Below are 14890 nucleotides of genomic sequence, written 5' to 3'. Positions count from 1 at the left end.
ACGTTCTGTGGCGCATAAGGATAAGCCCCCTGTGCGGTTTCGGGATGATCCAACACTAGCAGCACCCCCGTTCACACCGGCTTGACGATTACAGGGGACCGAAGCAACCGCGGCCCGCCGATCCTAGTCCTCGGGCCCACGCCGCAGGGCTGCGCGTGCCGCCACTCCGATGATCGCCGTGTAGGTGGGGTAGGCGAACTTCACCCGGGCGAGGGTGGCGACGTCGGTCCCCGCGGCCATCGCCGCAGCGACCGCCTGGATCACTTCGACGGCGTTCTCGCCGACTGCGTGCGCGCCGAGAATCAGTTCACGATGCCGGTCGAGTACCAGTTTCAGGAATCCCTGCTCGCGGTCGTCGATGATCGGCCGCTCCACCTCGGCGTAGGGTACGACGATGACAGCCGCCTCCCGGTCGCGCCGCCGCGCCGCCTCCTCGGTGAGCCCCACCCCCGCGTAATCCGGATCGGTGAAACCGCCCGCCGGCAGCAGATGGTGCGGGGTGGTCCGGTGTGCCCCGAGTACCGCGTTTTCCGCGGCGGTTTCACCTTCGAAGACCGCAGCCTGCACCAGCATGCTCGAACCATTCGCGTCGCCGGCAACGAAAATGTGCGGCACGTTTGTCCGCAGATAATCGTCGACTGGTATGGCGTTCCGTTGTGCCTGGATCCCTGCCGCCTCAAGGGCAAGGGGGCCAGTGTTCGCTGGCCATCCGGCCGCCATCACCACCGTGTCGACAGCTTCCATGTGCTCCCCGGACTCGTTGCGCCAGTGCAGGCGCAGCCCGCCGTCGTCCTTGGTGAGCCGGTCGATCCCGGCAATCCCTGTCTCGACGCGCACGCCGCGGGTGCGGAACCCGTCGGTGACTGCGGCCGAGACGGCAGCATCCTCGGTGGTGAGGATGCGTGGCGCGAGATCCAGCAGCAGCACCCGGGAGCCGAGCGCGTGGAAGATGGTGGCCAACTGAGCTCCCGTGTGCCCGCCGCCGATCACAGCGATCGTGGCCGGAAGGTCTGGCAGGTCGAGGATATCCGGCGGCAACACCGCGTGCTCGGCGCCGGGAATGGGTAGTCGCCGCGCACTGCCACCCACGCTGAGGATCACCGATCCGGCGGTCACCGGGCGGCCACTCACGGTCAGGGTGTGCGGATCAGCGAAGGATGCCTCGCCGGTCAGCAGGGCGATGCCGAGCCGGGCGACGTCGTCGTCGTACCCCTTCGCCGCAAGCACCCGGTCCACGGTGAACCGGACGCGGCGGACAATCTGGGGCCAGTCGACCGACGGTTCGGCGACGACGATCCCATAGTCATAGGCGGTGCGGACCTCCCGATACAAGCGGGCCGTTTTCGCAAGCACACGGGTGGGCACACACCCGGAGTTGACGCAGGTGCCGCCGAGTCTCGCACGTTCCACCACACCCACCCGGGCGCCCAGTTCAGCGGCCCGTACCGCGGCTGCCATGCCCGCCGGGCCGGCACCGACAATGAGGACATCGAAGTCGTATTCCATGGCGTAGCTCCCGGTGCTGGCTGGTGTGGTGGTGTTCCTGTTTCCTGTATAGCGCCAAATCCTCCGAAACTCCCGCACTTGCTCCCACCCTTTGGGTAACAACGGTAATCTCGTGGGTATGACCACCGCACCGGATGTCCTCCGGGAGACACGGAAGAGTGCAGCGAACCTGCTTCCGGCGGTGCTCGTTGCGTCCTCCGGGTTTGTGATGTTTGGACTGGATCAGCGGTGGCTGGGCTACCTCCTGCTCGCGGCGGCGCTGGCGTCATCGTTCCTCATCGGCCGGCAGCTATTCAAGGATCTGGCACTGCTGGCACTGGGTCTGGTCATTATGAGTCTCGTGCCTATCACCACCGACATCAGCTTCAGCCACATGCTCATCATGGGTACGGCGATGATCCTCGCGGTGGGGCTGCCCTATGCGATCTCCCGGTTTGTGTTGAAGGACCACGCGATTCGGTTTCCCGTCCGCACCGGTCAGAAGTGGACCCGGACCGAGCGCTGGTATCTGGTGGCCGTCGTCGTCATGGGATACCTTCTGCTCCCCGTCTACATGATTCCGACCGGCGTGTTTGAGAACTGGCCCGCGGCGTCCAACGGGAGCACCGTGGCGAGGCTGTTCCTCGGGACCAACGTGCTGGGAATCTGGGACGAACTGTTCTTCATCTGCACCGCCTTCACCTTGTTGCGGCGGCACCTGCCGGATTGGCAGGCCAACATGCTGCAGGCGGTGCTGTTCACCTCGTTCCTCTGGGAATTGGGCTTCCACGCGTGGGGGCCGCTCCTGATCTACCCCTTCGCGCTGGTCCAGGGGTGGATTTTCAAGAAAACCAAGTCGTTGAGCTACATCGTGGCGGTCCATTTGTTGTTCGACTTCGTGCTGTTTCTGGTGCTGATCCACGCGCACAACCGTGAGTGGTTCGACATTTTCCTGTACTGACGTGGCTACTGACGGCGAGCCTGGAACCTCACCATCGATCCCTGACGTGGCCATTGATGGTGAGGTTCCAGCGGAGAAGGGCTAGGCGAAGCCGCCGAGCGCGGTCACGATCGGGACCGCCGACGCCGCAGCCCAGGCTTGCGGGCGGCAGGAGGCGGGGTAGGGGACTGGCGGCCAGACGTCGTCGGACGCGTGGCCCGAGAACAGCTCCGGGAGGCGCCAGTCGAAGCCCTCGGCGGCACGGAGCAGCCCGGAGGCCACGGTGCGTGCGTCGTCGGCGAAGCCGTCCTTGATGAGTCCGCTGATGATCATGCCCGTGTCGTGGCTCCACACCGACCCGGCGTGGTAGCGGGTGGGCCAGAACCCACCGTTGGTGGTGGACACGGTTCTGATGCCATAGCCGGAGAACATGGTGGGATCCATCAACCGGCGGACCACTGCCGCTTGCTCCTCGAGGTTGAGGATGCCTGTGCCGAGCAGGTGGCCCATGTTGCTCGTGATCCCGTCGACGGGCCGCTTCGCTGCATCGAGGGCGATCGCCGGGTACGCCCCCAGCTCGTCGCTGCACCAAAAAGATTCACGGAAGCGGATCTCGAGTTTGTTGGCGTAGTCCCGCCAATCCCCGGCGCCCGGTCGGCCAAACGCGTCGAGCAGGGCAGCCCCGCCCATCGCCGCTTCGTAGGCGTAGGCCTGAACCTCGGCGAGGGCAATCGGACCGTCGGCCAGCGCGCCGTCGTGCCAGCGGATTGAATCCCCTGAGTCTTTCCAGCCCTGGTTGGCCAGCCCATGACCGCTGGTGTCGAGGTACTCAAGGAAGCCGTCGCCGTCGGAATCACCGTGGTCCCGTAGCCAGAGCAGCGCCGCCTCAAGCTGGTCCAGCAAAGCTTCCACCTCGGCCGTGGGTAGTCCGGCGCGCCAGGCGTCGTGCAGCAGACAGATCCACAGGGGAGTGGCGTCGATCGTCCCGAAATACACCGGAGGGAGAGACATTCCGTTTCCGTCCTCGACGAACTGCAGCGTCCCCCGCCGCACCTCATGCAGGATCTTGCCCGGCTGCTCAGCAGTCTGCGGATCAGTGCTGTCACCTTGCCGCGAGGCCAGGGCCCGCAACGTGCTGCCGGCGAGCGCGGTATCGAGCGGGAGGAGCATTCGGGCGGCGATCAACGAGTCCCGGCCGAACATTGTGAAGAACCACGGCGCACCGGCCGCGAGGAAGGTGTCCTCGGGCCGGTCCGCAGGGGCCATCCGGAGGCCGTTCAGGTCGGAGATCGACTGGCTCATCAGGCTCTGCAGCCGGGGCTCTGCGAGCCGAGGGGCTTCCAGCGCCGGGGTGCTCGGAGCGATCATGGGAGCCACAGAGTCGGTCAGGGAAACTCGCCACGGCAGCATCGCGGAGCCACCTGGCTCAACATCGATGGTCCACGTGAGTTCGATGTGATTGCCGTCGAACTCGGCGCGGGCGCCGCTGGCATCCAGTGCCACGGAGGTGTCTGGTCCGCGCCAGCTCCACTGCGGCCCGGTCACGTCAAGGGCGGCCAGCGGGGCGGACCCGGACTTGACCTTCTCCATGGGAGTGCCGTCGGCCAGCAGATGGCATTGCACTTCGAGGTGGGCTGGGAAGCTATGGGCCGACTCGATCCTGATCTCCTCGCTGATGCCATGCGCGTCTGCGATACGCGAGCGGGTGAGGTATAGCAAGGGGTCGGTGACGGGTGATTCCACCCGGACGAAGTAGAGGTAGTCCACTCGGCTGGCCGAACGAACCTGTGTCGACACCCATTCGGGTTCCTCTCCGTTGACAGTCAGCACAGCTTCCCGGAGCACCCGGTCGTCACCGCAATGGATACCCTGTGCTCCGTGACCCCGGATCTGTCCCTGGCTATCCGCCCAGGCCTGGACCGGCGCGCTGAAAACGCCGCTGAGGTTGTGCAGATACGGCTGCCTATACGACACGTGAACTCCTTGGTGCTGGTGCTGTCGCCTTGACACTATTGCCAAAACGTTATTGGATCGTTCAAATTAGTGATTGACATCATATTTGAACGTTCATATTATTGTAAACAGACAGCGGCATTGTGAAGCAGCCTAACTGTCAGGGAACGCAGTTGGTGAGAAACACGAAGGAGTGAGATGGAAAAGGCGACGCTTGTGAGTCTGGCTGAATCCCTCGGCGTGTCCCGCCAGACCATCTCCAACGTTATCAACGCCCCCCACCGCGTCAAACTGGAGACGCGCATGCGGGTTCAGCACGCCATCACCGAGAGTGGCTACCGGCCCAGCGCGGCGGCCCGGCAACTGCGCACCCGGCGTTCGATGAACCTCGGCATCCGGATGATGCCGGTCGTCGACGGTATCAACGGTTCCATCCTCGACCGCTTCCTCCACGCCCTCACCGAGGCCGCGCAGGAGGAGGGCTATCGCCTGACCCTGTTCAGCGCCGCGACGGACGACGACGAAGTCCGCCAGTACGAAGATCTTCTCAATGTGGCTGACCTGGACGGTTTTGTCCTGACCGGCACTCATCACGGCGATCAGCGCACCGCGTGGCTGCTCGAGAATGAGATCCCGTTCGCCTCGTTCGGCCGACCCTGGAGCGACACCGAGGATCCCTTCAGCTCGCTTCATCCCTGGGTGGACGTCGACGGCGGTGCGGGGACTGAGCAGGCCACCCAGCTACTCCTCGACCAGGGTCACACCGCGATCGGGTTCATCGGCTGGCCGACCGGCTCCGGTGCCGGCGACGACCGTCGCGGCGGGTGGCGGCGTGCGATGAAAGGCACTGGCCGGGCTACCGATCACCTCGATGTGGAAGCCGACGACGGCGTTCCCGCTGGCGCTCGTTCGGCTGAGAAGCTCCTTGCTGCTGGAGCCACCGCCGTCGTGTGCGCCAGCGACAGTTTTGCGCTGGGCGCACTCGCAACGTTTAGGGGTCACCGCCCGGCTCCCGCCACCCCCGACGTCATTGGTTTCGACGACACTCCGGTAGCGACCGCCGTCGGGCTCTCCAGTGTTGCCCAGCCGATTGAGGATGCGGCCCGTCACATCATCCGGGTCCTCACTCATACCCTTTCGGGTGACGCGGAGAACGGCCGTCCCGACAAGCACCTCCTGCTGCCGCCCACCCTGGCGGAACGGTTCCCCTATCCCCTCGCTGGCGACGGTTGGCTGACATGACCCCTGCACTTCATCCCCTAGATAGCCCGAATAAAACACAAAGAATGAGGAAACAGACAATGAAGACTGGAAACTTTCGAACCCGGAGGAAGACGCTAGCCGTCGCCGTGACAGCTGCAGCAGCCCTCGCGCTGAGCGCCTGTGGAGGCTCAGGATTCTCGGGGTCAGAAGACGAAGGAAGCGAGTCCGCGGGACCGTCGGACGCGCCGATTTCCGTGCTGATCGGTTCTTCGGGTGAAGCCGAGACCACGGCAGTCACCGGTGCCGTCGACGCGTGGGCCACCGAGTCCGGCAAGGACGCCAGCGTCAGCGTGGCCTCCGACCTGCCCCAACAGCTCAGCCAGGGCTTCGCCTCCGGCGAACCGGCCGACGTGTTCTATGTGTCCACCGACCTGTTCGCCGGCTATGCGGCCAACGGATCCCTCGAGCCGTACGGCGATGACCTGGAGAACAAGGACGACTTCTACCCGGCGCTGAAGGAGGCCTTCACCTACGAAGACCAGTTGTACTGCGCCCCCAAGGACTTTTCCACCCTGGGTCTGATCATCAACAACACCCTGTGGGAAGAGGCCGGGCTCACCGAAGACGACATTCCCACCACTTGGGATGAACTCAGCACCGTTGCCGGGGAACTCACCAGCGATGACGTGGTTGGCCTCGGAATGGGCCCCGAATTCCAGCGGCTGGGCGTGTTCACCGCGCAGGCTGGCGGCGGATTGGTCACCGACGGTGAAGCCACCGTCAACAGCGCCGAGAATGTCGAGGGCCTCACCTATGTACAGGAGCTCATGAACGAAGGCACCGCCGCCTTCTCATCAGAACTGGGCGCGGGTTGGGGCGGCGAGGCCTTCGGCAAGGGGCTGGCCGCCATGGTCATCGAAGGCAACTGGATCACCGGAGCCATGACGAATGACTTCCCGGACGTTGACTACCAGGTCGCCGAGCTCCCATCCGGTCCGGCTGGGCCGGGCACCCTCCAGTTCACCAACTGCTGGGGCATTGCTGCGGATAGCGACAACATCGAGGGAGCCAAGGAACTGGTCGCGCACCTGACGTCAGTGGAGAGCCAGCTCGGTTTCGCTGAAGCGTTCGGGGTGATGCCGTCAGTGCAGTCGGCCGCCGAAGAGTGGGCCACCACCTACCCGGACCTCGCAGCGTTCATCGCCGGCGGCGATTACGCCCAGAATCTGCCAGCCCAGCCAGGCGCGTCGGACGTGCTCGCCGAGCTGAACGCACAGCTCGAAACCATCAAGACGGCTGATGTCCAGCAGGTTCTCGAGACTCTGCAGGGTGACATGGAAGCGGTCGTCGCCGACGCCGGATAGCCGAGCTACCGCAGGCAAACGCAGTACAAATTGCTGAGGGACTGCCCCTGACACTGGGGCGGTCCCGCGGCACCCCATATCGTCGGATAACCAGTAGCCGCATTCAAGACCAGCAGGTAGCAGAGCGAGGACGCAGTGGCACGAAGTACAGCGGCAAAGAAGCCGGCCAACACGACAGGTGCAAAGCCTGGATACCGTAAAAGTACGGGCATTCAGGGCCGCACAGGCCTTACAGGGTGGTTGTTCATCTCACCCGTTGTCCTTATTCTGGGACTGTTCCTGGTCATTCCGGTCCTGATGGCGATTTGGGTCAGCCTCTCCGACTGGACAGGTCGGGGGAGCCCGTTCTCCGGGGACGTCAACTTCGTGGGCGGGGAGAACTTCTCCACCATCCTCGGCGGTGAAGGCCTCGCAGCCCGCGACTTCGGCACAGCCATCCGCAACAACTTCTACTACGTGCTGTTGGTAGTTCCATTGCAGACGGCCCTCGCCATGTTCCTGGCGGTGATGGTCAATAAGCAGGTCCTCAAGGGCCGAGGCTTCTTCCGCACCGCGTTCTACTTTCCTTCGGTCACCAGTTCCGTGGCGATTACCGTGCTTTGGCTCTTCCTCTTCAGTGCGACTGGCGTCGTCAACAAGGTTCTGTCGTTCTTCGCGGTGCAGGGCCCGAATTGGTTCCAGGATCCTCGTGGCGTCTTTCATGTTGTGTTTTCGGTGTTCGGGCTCAACCAGGCGCCCGCAGGCCTCCAGGATCCAGCCTTCCTGGGAATTTCCGGCTGGGAGTGGCTGGCCGGACCATCCGTCGCCATGAGTGCGTTTGTGCTGATGGCCATCTTCACCACCTCCGGCACCTTCATGCTGCTCTTCATCGCGGCGCTGCAGAACATCAGCGGCGAAGTGCAGGAGGCCGCCATGGTGGACGGCGCCACCGGCTGGCAGCGGTTCTGGCAGGTCACCCTGCCGATGCTGCGGCCTACCCTGTTCACGGTGCTCACGCTCGGACTCATTGGCACCTGGCAGGTCTTCGACCAGATCTACACGGGCACCCAGGGCGGACCTGCAAAGACCACCCTCACCCCGGCCTACCTGTCCTTCAACACGGCCTTCAATAACCAGAACTGGGGTGAAGGCGCGGCGATAGCCTTCATCCTCTTCGGCATCATTGTCGCGCTCACCCTGCTGCAGCGGTACGCGCTGCGGGAACGGGACGTTCCCAAACGGAAACGAATGGTCCCGGTGGGTGCCGACCCCAAGTCGGCCGCAGCCCACAGCTCGGCCGTCCGCCATGAAGACCGCACCGGGGCGGACCGCCCTACCGACGACGGCCCGGATGACACAGCAACCACCAAGGGAGACCGGCGATGAGCACTGTCACAGCACCCGCGCCCGCGCCAGAGGCGCCGAAGCGGCCCCAAAACCGGCGGCGCAAAATCGGGCGCGGCGCCTGGATCACGTACATCCTGCTGATCGTGCTGGCGGTCATCTACATCTTCCCGTTCATCATCCAGGTGGCCACCTCTTTCAAGACCGAACCCGACGCCGCGCAGGACCCGCTGGGCCTTATCCCGCAGCACTGGACCTTCGCCGCTTACGAGACGCTCTTTGCGAACTCGGACTTCCCGATATGGGGGCGGAACTCCTTCATCGTCACGGTCTTCGTGACCGCAGGACGGGTGTTCTTCAACTGCCTGGCCGGCTATGCGCTGGCCCGTATCAACTTCCGTGGTCGTGGCCTGGTCTTCGCCCTGTTGGTCGGTGTGATGGCGGTGCCCGGCGTCGTCCTGTTGATTCCCAAGTTCCTCGTCATCAACCAGCTCGGCATCTATGACACGTTTGTTGGCATGATCGTGCCACTGCTGGCCGACGCGGCGGGAGTGTTCATCATGAAGAACTTCTTCGAGTCGATTCCACCCAGTGTTGAAGAGCAGGCCAGAGTTGACGGCGCCGGCACGTTCCGTACCTTCTGGTCTATCGTTCTGCCGATGGCCCGCCCCGCGGTGATGACCATTGTCATCCTTTCGTTCCAGGGATCGTGGAACGAGCTGAATCACTTCATCATCTCCACCCAGGACCCGGCGTTAACCACTCTCACCAAGGGTGTCGCCCAGCTGGCGTCCGGGCAGCTCAGCCAGGGAACCCAATACCCGCTGAAGCTGGCAGCGGCCGCGCTGATGACCATTCCAGTGGCTATCGTCTTCTTCATCTTCCAGAAGAAGATCATGAACGCTTCCGCTGGGGCCGTGAAGGAATAGCCCCACCCGTGGGCGGGGGGACTCGCTTCGGTGCGGGGTCAGCTTCGGGGCTTGAGGCTGGGTGAGCCGGTAACCCCGTCGCCGGCGGCGAGCCCGGTCAGGACGGCGCGCAGTGCGTCCAGCGAGGAGTGCTCCGGCTCCCAGCCCAGCAGCATGCGGGCCCGGTCGGTGTCCATCACCGGCGCCTGCGCTGCCATGTCGATCCACCCAGGATCGGTGCGTTGCAGTCCCAGCGCCCAGGTCAGGCCGACGACGGCGCGCAGCACCCTCACCGGGAGGTTCACGACGCGTCGGGCACCCAGCTGTCCGGCGACTCTGACCGGGGTAAGGACAGGTTCGGCGGCGATGTTGAACGCCCCACCGACGCGTCGGCTGACTGCCCGCCAGTAGGCATCGGCGACGTCGTCGGCGTGGACCGCCTGGAAGATCAGCCGATCCGGGATGGGGAGCAGCGGGAGCCGCAGCCGGTCCAGCAGAACCTTTGGCACCAGCGGCCCCAGGAAGTACCGGCCGATCTCGCTGCCAGCATCCTGCTGGAAAATCAGGCCGGGGCGCAGCCGGGTAACGGGGATTTCCGGGTACTGCAGTTCGAAGTCGTCAAGAAGCGCCTCCTGCTCCGCCTTATGTCGGCCGTAATGCGAGGTGCTGATCCCGCCGTGGGGCCAACTCTCATCCACCCGCTGTCCCTTGGTGGCCGGGCTGTACGCACCGACTGAGGAGGCGCACACGAAGTGGCGGACGGCGGCGTCGGCGGTTGCCCGCAAAGCGTTGGCGGTGCCGGTGACATTGGTGCGGTGCATCGCCGCTTCGTCGCGGTTCGGTTGGATAGCCCAGGCCAGATGCACGACGGCGTCGACCCCCTTGAGCGCAGCGGTCAGCGCCAGGCGACCGTCGTCGGTCCCGATGTCCAGGGCGTGCCACTCGCAACCCGCATAAGGCGCCTGAGTGTCGTCGGGAAGACGGCGTGCGAATCCCACCACCTCGACGCCCCCCGGATGTTCGCCCGCGGCTCGCCGTAACCGGCGCAGCACAGCGGTTCCGACGTTGCCGGTGGCACCGATGACGGCGATTCGCAGCGGCCTGGAGGATGAAGTCGGAAAGGGAGCCATCCTTCAACGGTAATCCTTGGGTAGGCTAATGCCCTAGTAAGCGTCCTGAGGATCAGGTGAGTCCTGGCGAACCAAGTGGAGGTACCAATGGCACGAAGCGGTGGCACAACGGCGGACTCGCCCGCGGCACAGACCCAGGACAAGGCCCAGAACGCGCCGCATCCGGACGATGACCGGAAAGCGGACAGTCCCACCGAGCTGAAGAAGCCTGCGTGGGGGTATGTGCTCAAGCGCACGGTCCGGGAATTCGGCAAGGACCAGTGCACAGACCTGGCGGCCGCGCTGACCTACTACGCGGTGCTCGCCATCTTTCCAGCCCTGCTGGCACTGGTGTCGATGCTCGGGGTATTTGGGCAAGCCGAAGCCACCACGGCAACAGTGCTCGACGTCCTCGAGGGCGTGGCTCCCGACATTGCCCGAAACAAGACGCTGACCGACACCATCGAGGGTCTCGCGTCCTCGTCGGGTGCCGGCCTCACGCTGGCGATCGGCATCCTCGGGGCTATCTGGTCGGCCTCCGGCTATGTGGGCGCCTTTAGCCGGGCGATGAACCGGATCTACGAGGTCGATGAAGGCCGGCCATTCTGGAAGCTGCGCCCCGCAATGCTCCTCATCACCGTCTCCGTCCTCCTCCTAGTTGTGATAATGGCGCTCCTGCTGGTGCTCTCCGGACCCATTGCCGAATCAGTCGGCAATGTGATTGGCCTCGGCGACACCGCGATCCTGATCTGGAACATCGCCAAGTGGCCGGTCATGGTGGTCTTCGCCGTACTGATGATCGCCGTCCTGTACTACGGCGCCCCGAACGTGAAGCAGCCTAAATTCCGCTGGATGAGCATGGGAGCCTTCGTTGCGTTGCTGGTCTTGGCGATGACGACGGCGGGCTTCTCCCTCTATGTTGGGAATTTCGGCAGCTACGACAAGACCTACGGTGCGATTGCCGGCGTCGTTGTGCTGCTGCTGTGGCTGTGGCTGGCCAACCTGTCCCTACTCTTCGGTGCAGAGTTCGACGCCGAGGTGGAACGGGGTCGACAACTTCAGGCCGGAATCGAGGCGGAAAAGACCCTCCAGCTTCCGCCGCGGGACGACAAGATGAGCCGCAAGAAGCTGGACAAGGAACTCGAGGACATTGACAAGGGCCGGGAGTTGCGCCGGAAGTACGAGCGCGAATCCGCCCAGCACAACAATGACTAATCGGCGACCCGCACGGTCCTGCACCTAAGCTTGAGTCATGAGCGAAAACGAGCACAGTACCCGCGGCGCCTACGTGAACACGGGTAAAGAATTCAGCCGCGACACCACCTACATCGAAACCCGGATTACCCGGGACGGTGCCGACGGTTATCCGGTGGAAGCCGGCCGGTACCGGCTGATTGCGGCACGCGCGTGCCCCTGGGCCAACCGCGCCATCATCGTGCGCCGCCTGTTGGGGCTCGAGGACGCCATCTCGTTGGGCACCCCGGGTCCGACGCACGACATGCGGTCCTGGACCTTCGACCTCGACCCCGGCGGACGCGACCCAGTGCTCGGAATCGAAAGGTTGCAGGAGGCGTTCTTCAAGCGGGACCCCGAGTACCGACGCGGCATTACGGTACCCGCGATGGTCGATGTGCCCTCCGGCGCTGTGGTCACCAACAACTTCCCGCAGATCACCCTGGATTTCTCCACCGAGTGGAAAGACTTCCACCGGGAGGGCGCCCCCGAGCTGTACCCGGAGGCACTCCGCACCGAAATCGACGAGGTCAGCAAGCGGGTGTTCACCGAAGTGAACAATGGTGTCTACCGGTGCGGATTCGCCGGTTCACAGAAAGCCTACAACGACGCCTACGACCGGCTGTTTGCGGCCCTCGACTGGCTGGAAGAGCGTCTGCAGCACCAACGCTTTCTGGTCGGAGACACCATCACCGAGGCCGACGTCAGACTGTTCACCACGCTGGTGCGCTTCGACCCCGTCTACCACGGGCACTTCAAGTGCAACCGGAACAAGCTCACGGAGATGCCGGCCTTGTGGGGCTATGCCCGGGACCTGTTCCAGACCCCCGGCTTCGGCGACACGGTGGACTTCGCCCAGATCAAGGACCACTACTACATCGTCCACGAGGACATCAACCCCACCGGGATTGTGCCCAAGGGTCCGGACCTGGCGAACTGGCACACCGAACATGGGCGGGAAAGCCTGGGCGGGCGCCCCTTCGGCAAGGGCACCCCTCCCGCCGCAGTCTGAACCGTCTGCGCAGTACCGCCCCGTATCGGATTGCCCAGGTATTGGGCGGGGTTTCGGCGTGTTTGGCCAAACACGCCGAGCGAATGACGACGACGGCGTGACAACCTGGGCAGACCTGTACGCACCCGGCGGTACAACGGTCCCACACAAGGTCAATTAGGGAACAGAACCGTTTCCTAATGAAGGTGACCATAGGCTAGCCTTACTTCTGTTCGAAATTTGACGGGAAGGAGGCGTGTCATGGCAGTGCAGACTGCGCAAGCCCCTCCCGAAAGCGCTCCGACACCGGCTGGCAGCAAACCCCACGGGCGCTGGGTCCTCAAGTTCAGCGCGACGGCGGTGGTCCTGGTCCTGATCTGCGCGGCATCGCTGGCCTTCGGTTCCCGGCTCATCAGCGTCGACGTGTTCGTCGCCGCGCTGACCGACTTCGACCCGGCCAACGGCGACCACGCAGTAGTCCACTCCCGGATTCCCCGCACGGTGACCGGCCTCATGGTCGGTGCCGCACTCGGCCTCGCGGGCGCCGCCATGCAGGGCGTGGCCCGCAACCCCCTGGCCGACCCGGGCATCCTCGGCGTCAACGCCGGCGCGGCGCTGGCCATCGTCACCGGCATTTACGTCTTCGGGGTGGCCGACGTGACCGGGTACATCTGGTTCGCCTTCGCCGGAGCCGCCCTTGCCGCCGTCATCGTGTACGCCGTAGCGAGCCTGGGCCGGGACGGTGCCACTCCCATCAAACTGGCCCTCGCCGGCGCGGCACTGTCCGCCGGACTTGTCAGCCTGATGAACGCCGTCCTCGTCTCCAGCCAGGAAACCCTCGACCGGTTCCGGTTTTGGCAGGTGGGCACCGTCTCCGGTCGGGGCTGGGACGTCCTCCTGCCGGTCCTGCCGTTCCTGATCATCGGGATCCTGCTGACCTTGGCGACCGGCAAGGCCCTCAACAGCCTGTCCCTGGGCGACGACATCGCCAAAGGCCTCGGCCAGAACGTGGCGGTCGCCCGCGGCGTCGCTGCCTTCGGCGTCGTCATCCTCTGCGGTGCTGCCACGGCCGCCGCCGGGCCGATCGCGTTCGTCGGCCTGGTGATCCCCCACCTGGTGCGGGTGCTCACCGGCCCCGACTACCGGTGGATCCTACCGTTTTCGATGGTACTCGCGCCGGTCCTGCTGATCGGCGCCGATATCGTCGGCCGACTGATCCTCCCGCCGGGTGAGGTGCAGGTGGGCATCATGACCGCCATCATGGGCGCCCCGGTGTTCATCTGGCTGGTCCGACGGCGGAAACTGGCCCAGCTGTGAGCCTCCACACCGCGCCCCACGCGGCCCCGACCAGCCCGACGCCGAGAGCCGCCATCAGTGACGGCCAGCACCGCCAGGCCGCGCAGCGCCTCAGAGCGATCATCATCCTCGCTGGGATCACCGCAGTCCTGTTCGCCGTCACCGTCCTCCTCGGCACCTACACGGTGACCATTCCCGACTTCTTCAGGATCCTCGGCGGCGCTGACATTCCCGGAGCCACCTTCATCGTGATGGAAAACAAGCTGCCCCGCGCCGTTATCGGCGTCCTCATCGGCGTGGCCTTTGGTGTCGCGGGCGCCATCTTCCAGACCCTGCTGCGCAACCCGCTCGCCAGCCCGGACATTATCGGGATCAGCTACGGCGCCAGCGCCTCGGCGGTGGCGGCGATCGTGCTGTTCGGTGCCGCCGGTGTTGCCGTGTCCCTGTCCGCCCTGATCGGGGCGCTCACCGTCGCGGCCGCCATCTATTTGCTGTCCCGCCGCGGATCGGTGGCCGGCTACCGGCTGATCCTCGTGGGGATCGGCTTCGCCGCTGTCATGCACGCCATGGTCAGTTTCCTGCTGACCCGCACCGATATCCGGACAGCGTCCGACGCGCTGGTCTGGCTGAACGGTTCGCTGAACTCCAGTAACTGGGACCGCGCCACCGTCCTGCTGCTCGCCCTGGCGCTGCTGGTCCCCACCGCCGCGGTCTTGTCGCGGGTGCTGCGTGGCCTGGAACTGGGTGACGACACCGCGGCGAGCCTCGGTGTCCGGGTGGAGCCGTCCCGGCTGGCCCTGATCACCGTCGGAGTTGCCCTCACCGCCGTTGCCACGGCAGCGGCCGGCCCGGTGGCGTTCGTCGCGTTCCTCGCCGGCCCGATCGCCCGGCGGCTCGTCAAGGGCGCCGTGTCGCTCACCGTGGCTGGCCTGGTCGGTGCGGTGATCGTCCTCGGCGCCGATTTCGTTGCCGCCACAATGATTCCCGGTGTGTCGCTGCCGGTCGGCGTGGTGACGGGCGTCCTCGGCGCACCGTTTCTCCTCTGGCTGCTGGTGACCGCCAACCGCACAGGCCAGGGAGGCTGA

General features: G+C 65.0%; 12 protein-coding genes. 9 read left to right on the top strand and 3 right to left on the bottom strand.

Annotated elements, in window-relative coordinates:
- Positions 1 to 123 precede the first annotated feature (123 nt).
- Positions 124 to 1506: a dihydrolipoyl dehydrogenase family protein gene (locus ACX80G_RS05750; RefSeq protein WP_459306327.1), complete on the bottom strand. Its 1383-nt coding sequence runs from the start codon at positions 1504 to 1506 to the stop codon at positions 124 to 126.
- 118 nt (positions 1507 to 1624) lie between these two features.
- Here ACX80G_RS05750 and ACX80G_RS05745 point away from each other — a divergent pair, with 118 nt between their 5' ends.
- Positions 1625 to 2446: a CPBP family glutamic-type intramembrane protease gene (locus ACX80G_RS05745; RefSeq protein WP_459306325.1), complete on the top strand. Its 822-nt coding sequence runs from the start codon at positions 1625 to 1627 to the stop codon at positions 2444 to 2446.
- Between the two features lie 81 nt (positions 2447 to 2527).
- Here ACX80G_RS05745 and ACX80G_RS05740 read toward each other — a convergent pair whose 3' ends face one another.
- On the bottom strand, positions 2528 to 4399 hold the full coding sequence (locus tag ACX80G_RS05740; RefSeq protein ID WP_459306324.1) for a glycogen debranching N-terminal domain-containing protein: 1872 nt from the start codon (positions 4397 to 4399) through the stop codon (positions 2528 to 2530).
- A gap of 177 nt (positions 4400 to 4576) precedes the next feature.
- Between ACX80G_RS05740 and ACX80G_RS05735 the strand changes: the two genes are divergently transcribed.
- The 4 genes from ACX80G_RS05735 (at position 4577) to ACX80G_RS05720 (ending at position 9197) form a co-directional block, all read left to right on the top strand.
- Positions 4577 to 5620 (top strand): LacI family DNA-binding transcriptional regulator, encoded by a 1044-nt coding sequence (locus ACX80G_RS05735; RefSeq protein WP_459306322.1) that lies wholly within the window; start codon positions 4577 to 4579, stop codon positions 5618 to 5620.
- A 59-nt stretch (positions 5621 to 5679) separates the two neighbouring features.
- Complete coding sequence (locus ACX80G_RS05730; protein ID WP_459306320.1) at positions 5680 to 6945, top strand: sugar ABC transporter substrate-binding protein; 1266 nt, start codon at positions 5680 to 5682, stop codon at positions 6943 to 6945.
- A gap of 240 nt (positions 6946 to 7185) precedes the next feature.
- Entirely contained in the window at positions 7186 to 8310 is a 1125-nt protein-coding gene (locus ACX80G_RS05725; RefSeq protein WP_459306319.1) for a carbohydrate ABC transporter permease, read from the top strand.
- Entirely contained in the window at positions 8307 to 9197 is an 891-nt protein-coding gene (locus tag ACX80G_RS05720; RefSeq protein ID WP_459306317.1) for a carbohydrate ABC transporter permease, read from the top strand. Before ACX80G_RS05725 ends, ACX80G_RS05720 begins: the two co-directional genes overlap by 4 nt.
- Positions 9198 to 9235: 38 nt before the next feature.
- Here ACX80G_RS05720 and ACX80G_RS05715 read toward each other — a convergent pair whose 3' ends face one another.
- Positions 9236 to 10273 (bottom strand): NAD-dependent epimerase/dehydratase family protein, encoded by a 1038-nt coding sequence (locus tag ACX80G_RS05715; RefSeq protein ID WP_459306657.1) that lies wholly within the window; start codon positions 10271 to 10273, stop codon positions 9236 to 9238.
- Between the two features lie 120 nt (positions 10274 to 10393).
- Between ACX80G_RS05715 and ACX80G_RS05710 the strand changes: the two genes are divergently transcribed.
- The 4 genes from ACX80G_RS05710 (at position 10394) to ACX80G_RS05695 (ending at position 14890) form a co-directional block, all read left to right on the top strand.
- Positions 10394 to 11500, top strand: a complete 1107-nt coding sequence (locus tag ACX80G_RS05710; protein ID WP_459306315.1) for a YihY/virulence factor BrkB family protein — start codon at positions 10394 to 10396, stop codon at positions 11498 to 11500.
- Between the two features lie 37 nt (positions 11501 to 11537).
- Entirely contained in the window at positions 11538 to 12530 is a 993-nt protein-coding gene (locus ACX80G_RS05705) for a glutathione S-transferase family protein (RefSeq protein ID WP_459306313.1), read from the top strand.
- A gap of 240 nt (positions 12531 to 12770) precedes the next feature.
- Positions 12771 to 13826 carry a FecCD family ABC transporter permease gene (locus ACX80G_RS05700; protein ID WP_459306311.1) on the top strand — a complete coding sequence of 352 codons (1056 nt, stop codon included), beginning with the start codon at positions 12771 to 12773 and terminating at the stop codon, positions 13824 to 13826.
- Between the two features lie 53 nt (positions 13827 to 13879).
- Complete coding sequence (locus tag ACX80G_RS05695) at positions 13880 to 14890, top strand: FecCD family ABC transporter permease (protein WP_459306655.1); 1011 nt, start codon at positions 13880 to 13882, stop codon at positions 14888 to 14890.

The organism is Arthrobacter glycogeni (assembly GCF_054510815.1).
This window is presented reverse-complemented; position numbering and strand designations above follow the sequence as displayed.

What these genes read in the sequence shown, in the direction of transcription:
- ACX80G_RS05710 (WP_459306315.1), top strand. Translation starts at nt 10,394, where the DNA reads ATGGCACGAAGCGGTGGCACAACGGCGGACTCGCCCGCGGCACAGACC.
- ACX80G_RS05705 (WP_459306313.1), top strand. Translation starts at nt 11,538, where the DNA reads ATGAGCGAAAACGAGCACAGTACCCGCGGCGCCTACGTGAACACGGGT.
- ACX80G_RS05730 (WP_459306320.1), top strand. Translation starts at nt 5,680, where the DNA reads ATGAAGACTGGAAACTTTCGAACCCGGAGGAAGACGCTAGCCGTCGCC.
- ACX80G_RS05750 (WP_459306327.1), bottom strand. Translation starts at nt 1,506, where the DNA reads ATGGAATACGACTTCGATGTCCTCATTGTCGGTGCCGGCCCGGCGGGC.
- ACX80G_RS05735 (WP_459306322.1), top strand. Translation starts at nt 4,577, where the DNA reads ATGGAAAAGGCGACGCTTGTGAGTCTGGCTGAATCCCTCGGCGTGTCC.
- ACX80G_RS05700 (WP_459306311.1), top strand. Translation starts at nt 12,771, where the DNA reads ATGGCAGTGCAGACTGCGCAAGCCCCTCCCGAAAGCGCTCCGACACCG.
- ACX80G_RS05745 (WP_459306325.1), top strand. Translation starts at nt 1,625, where the DNA reads ATGACCACCGCACCGGATGTCCTCCGGGAGACACGGAAGAGTGCAGCG.
- ACX80G_RS05720 (WP_459306317.1), top strand. Translation starts at nt 8,307, where the DNA reads ATGAGCACTGTCACAGCACCCGCGCCCGCGCCAGAGGCGCCGAAGCGG.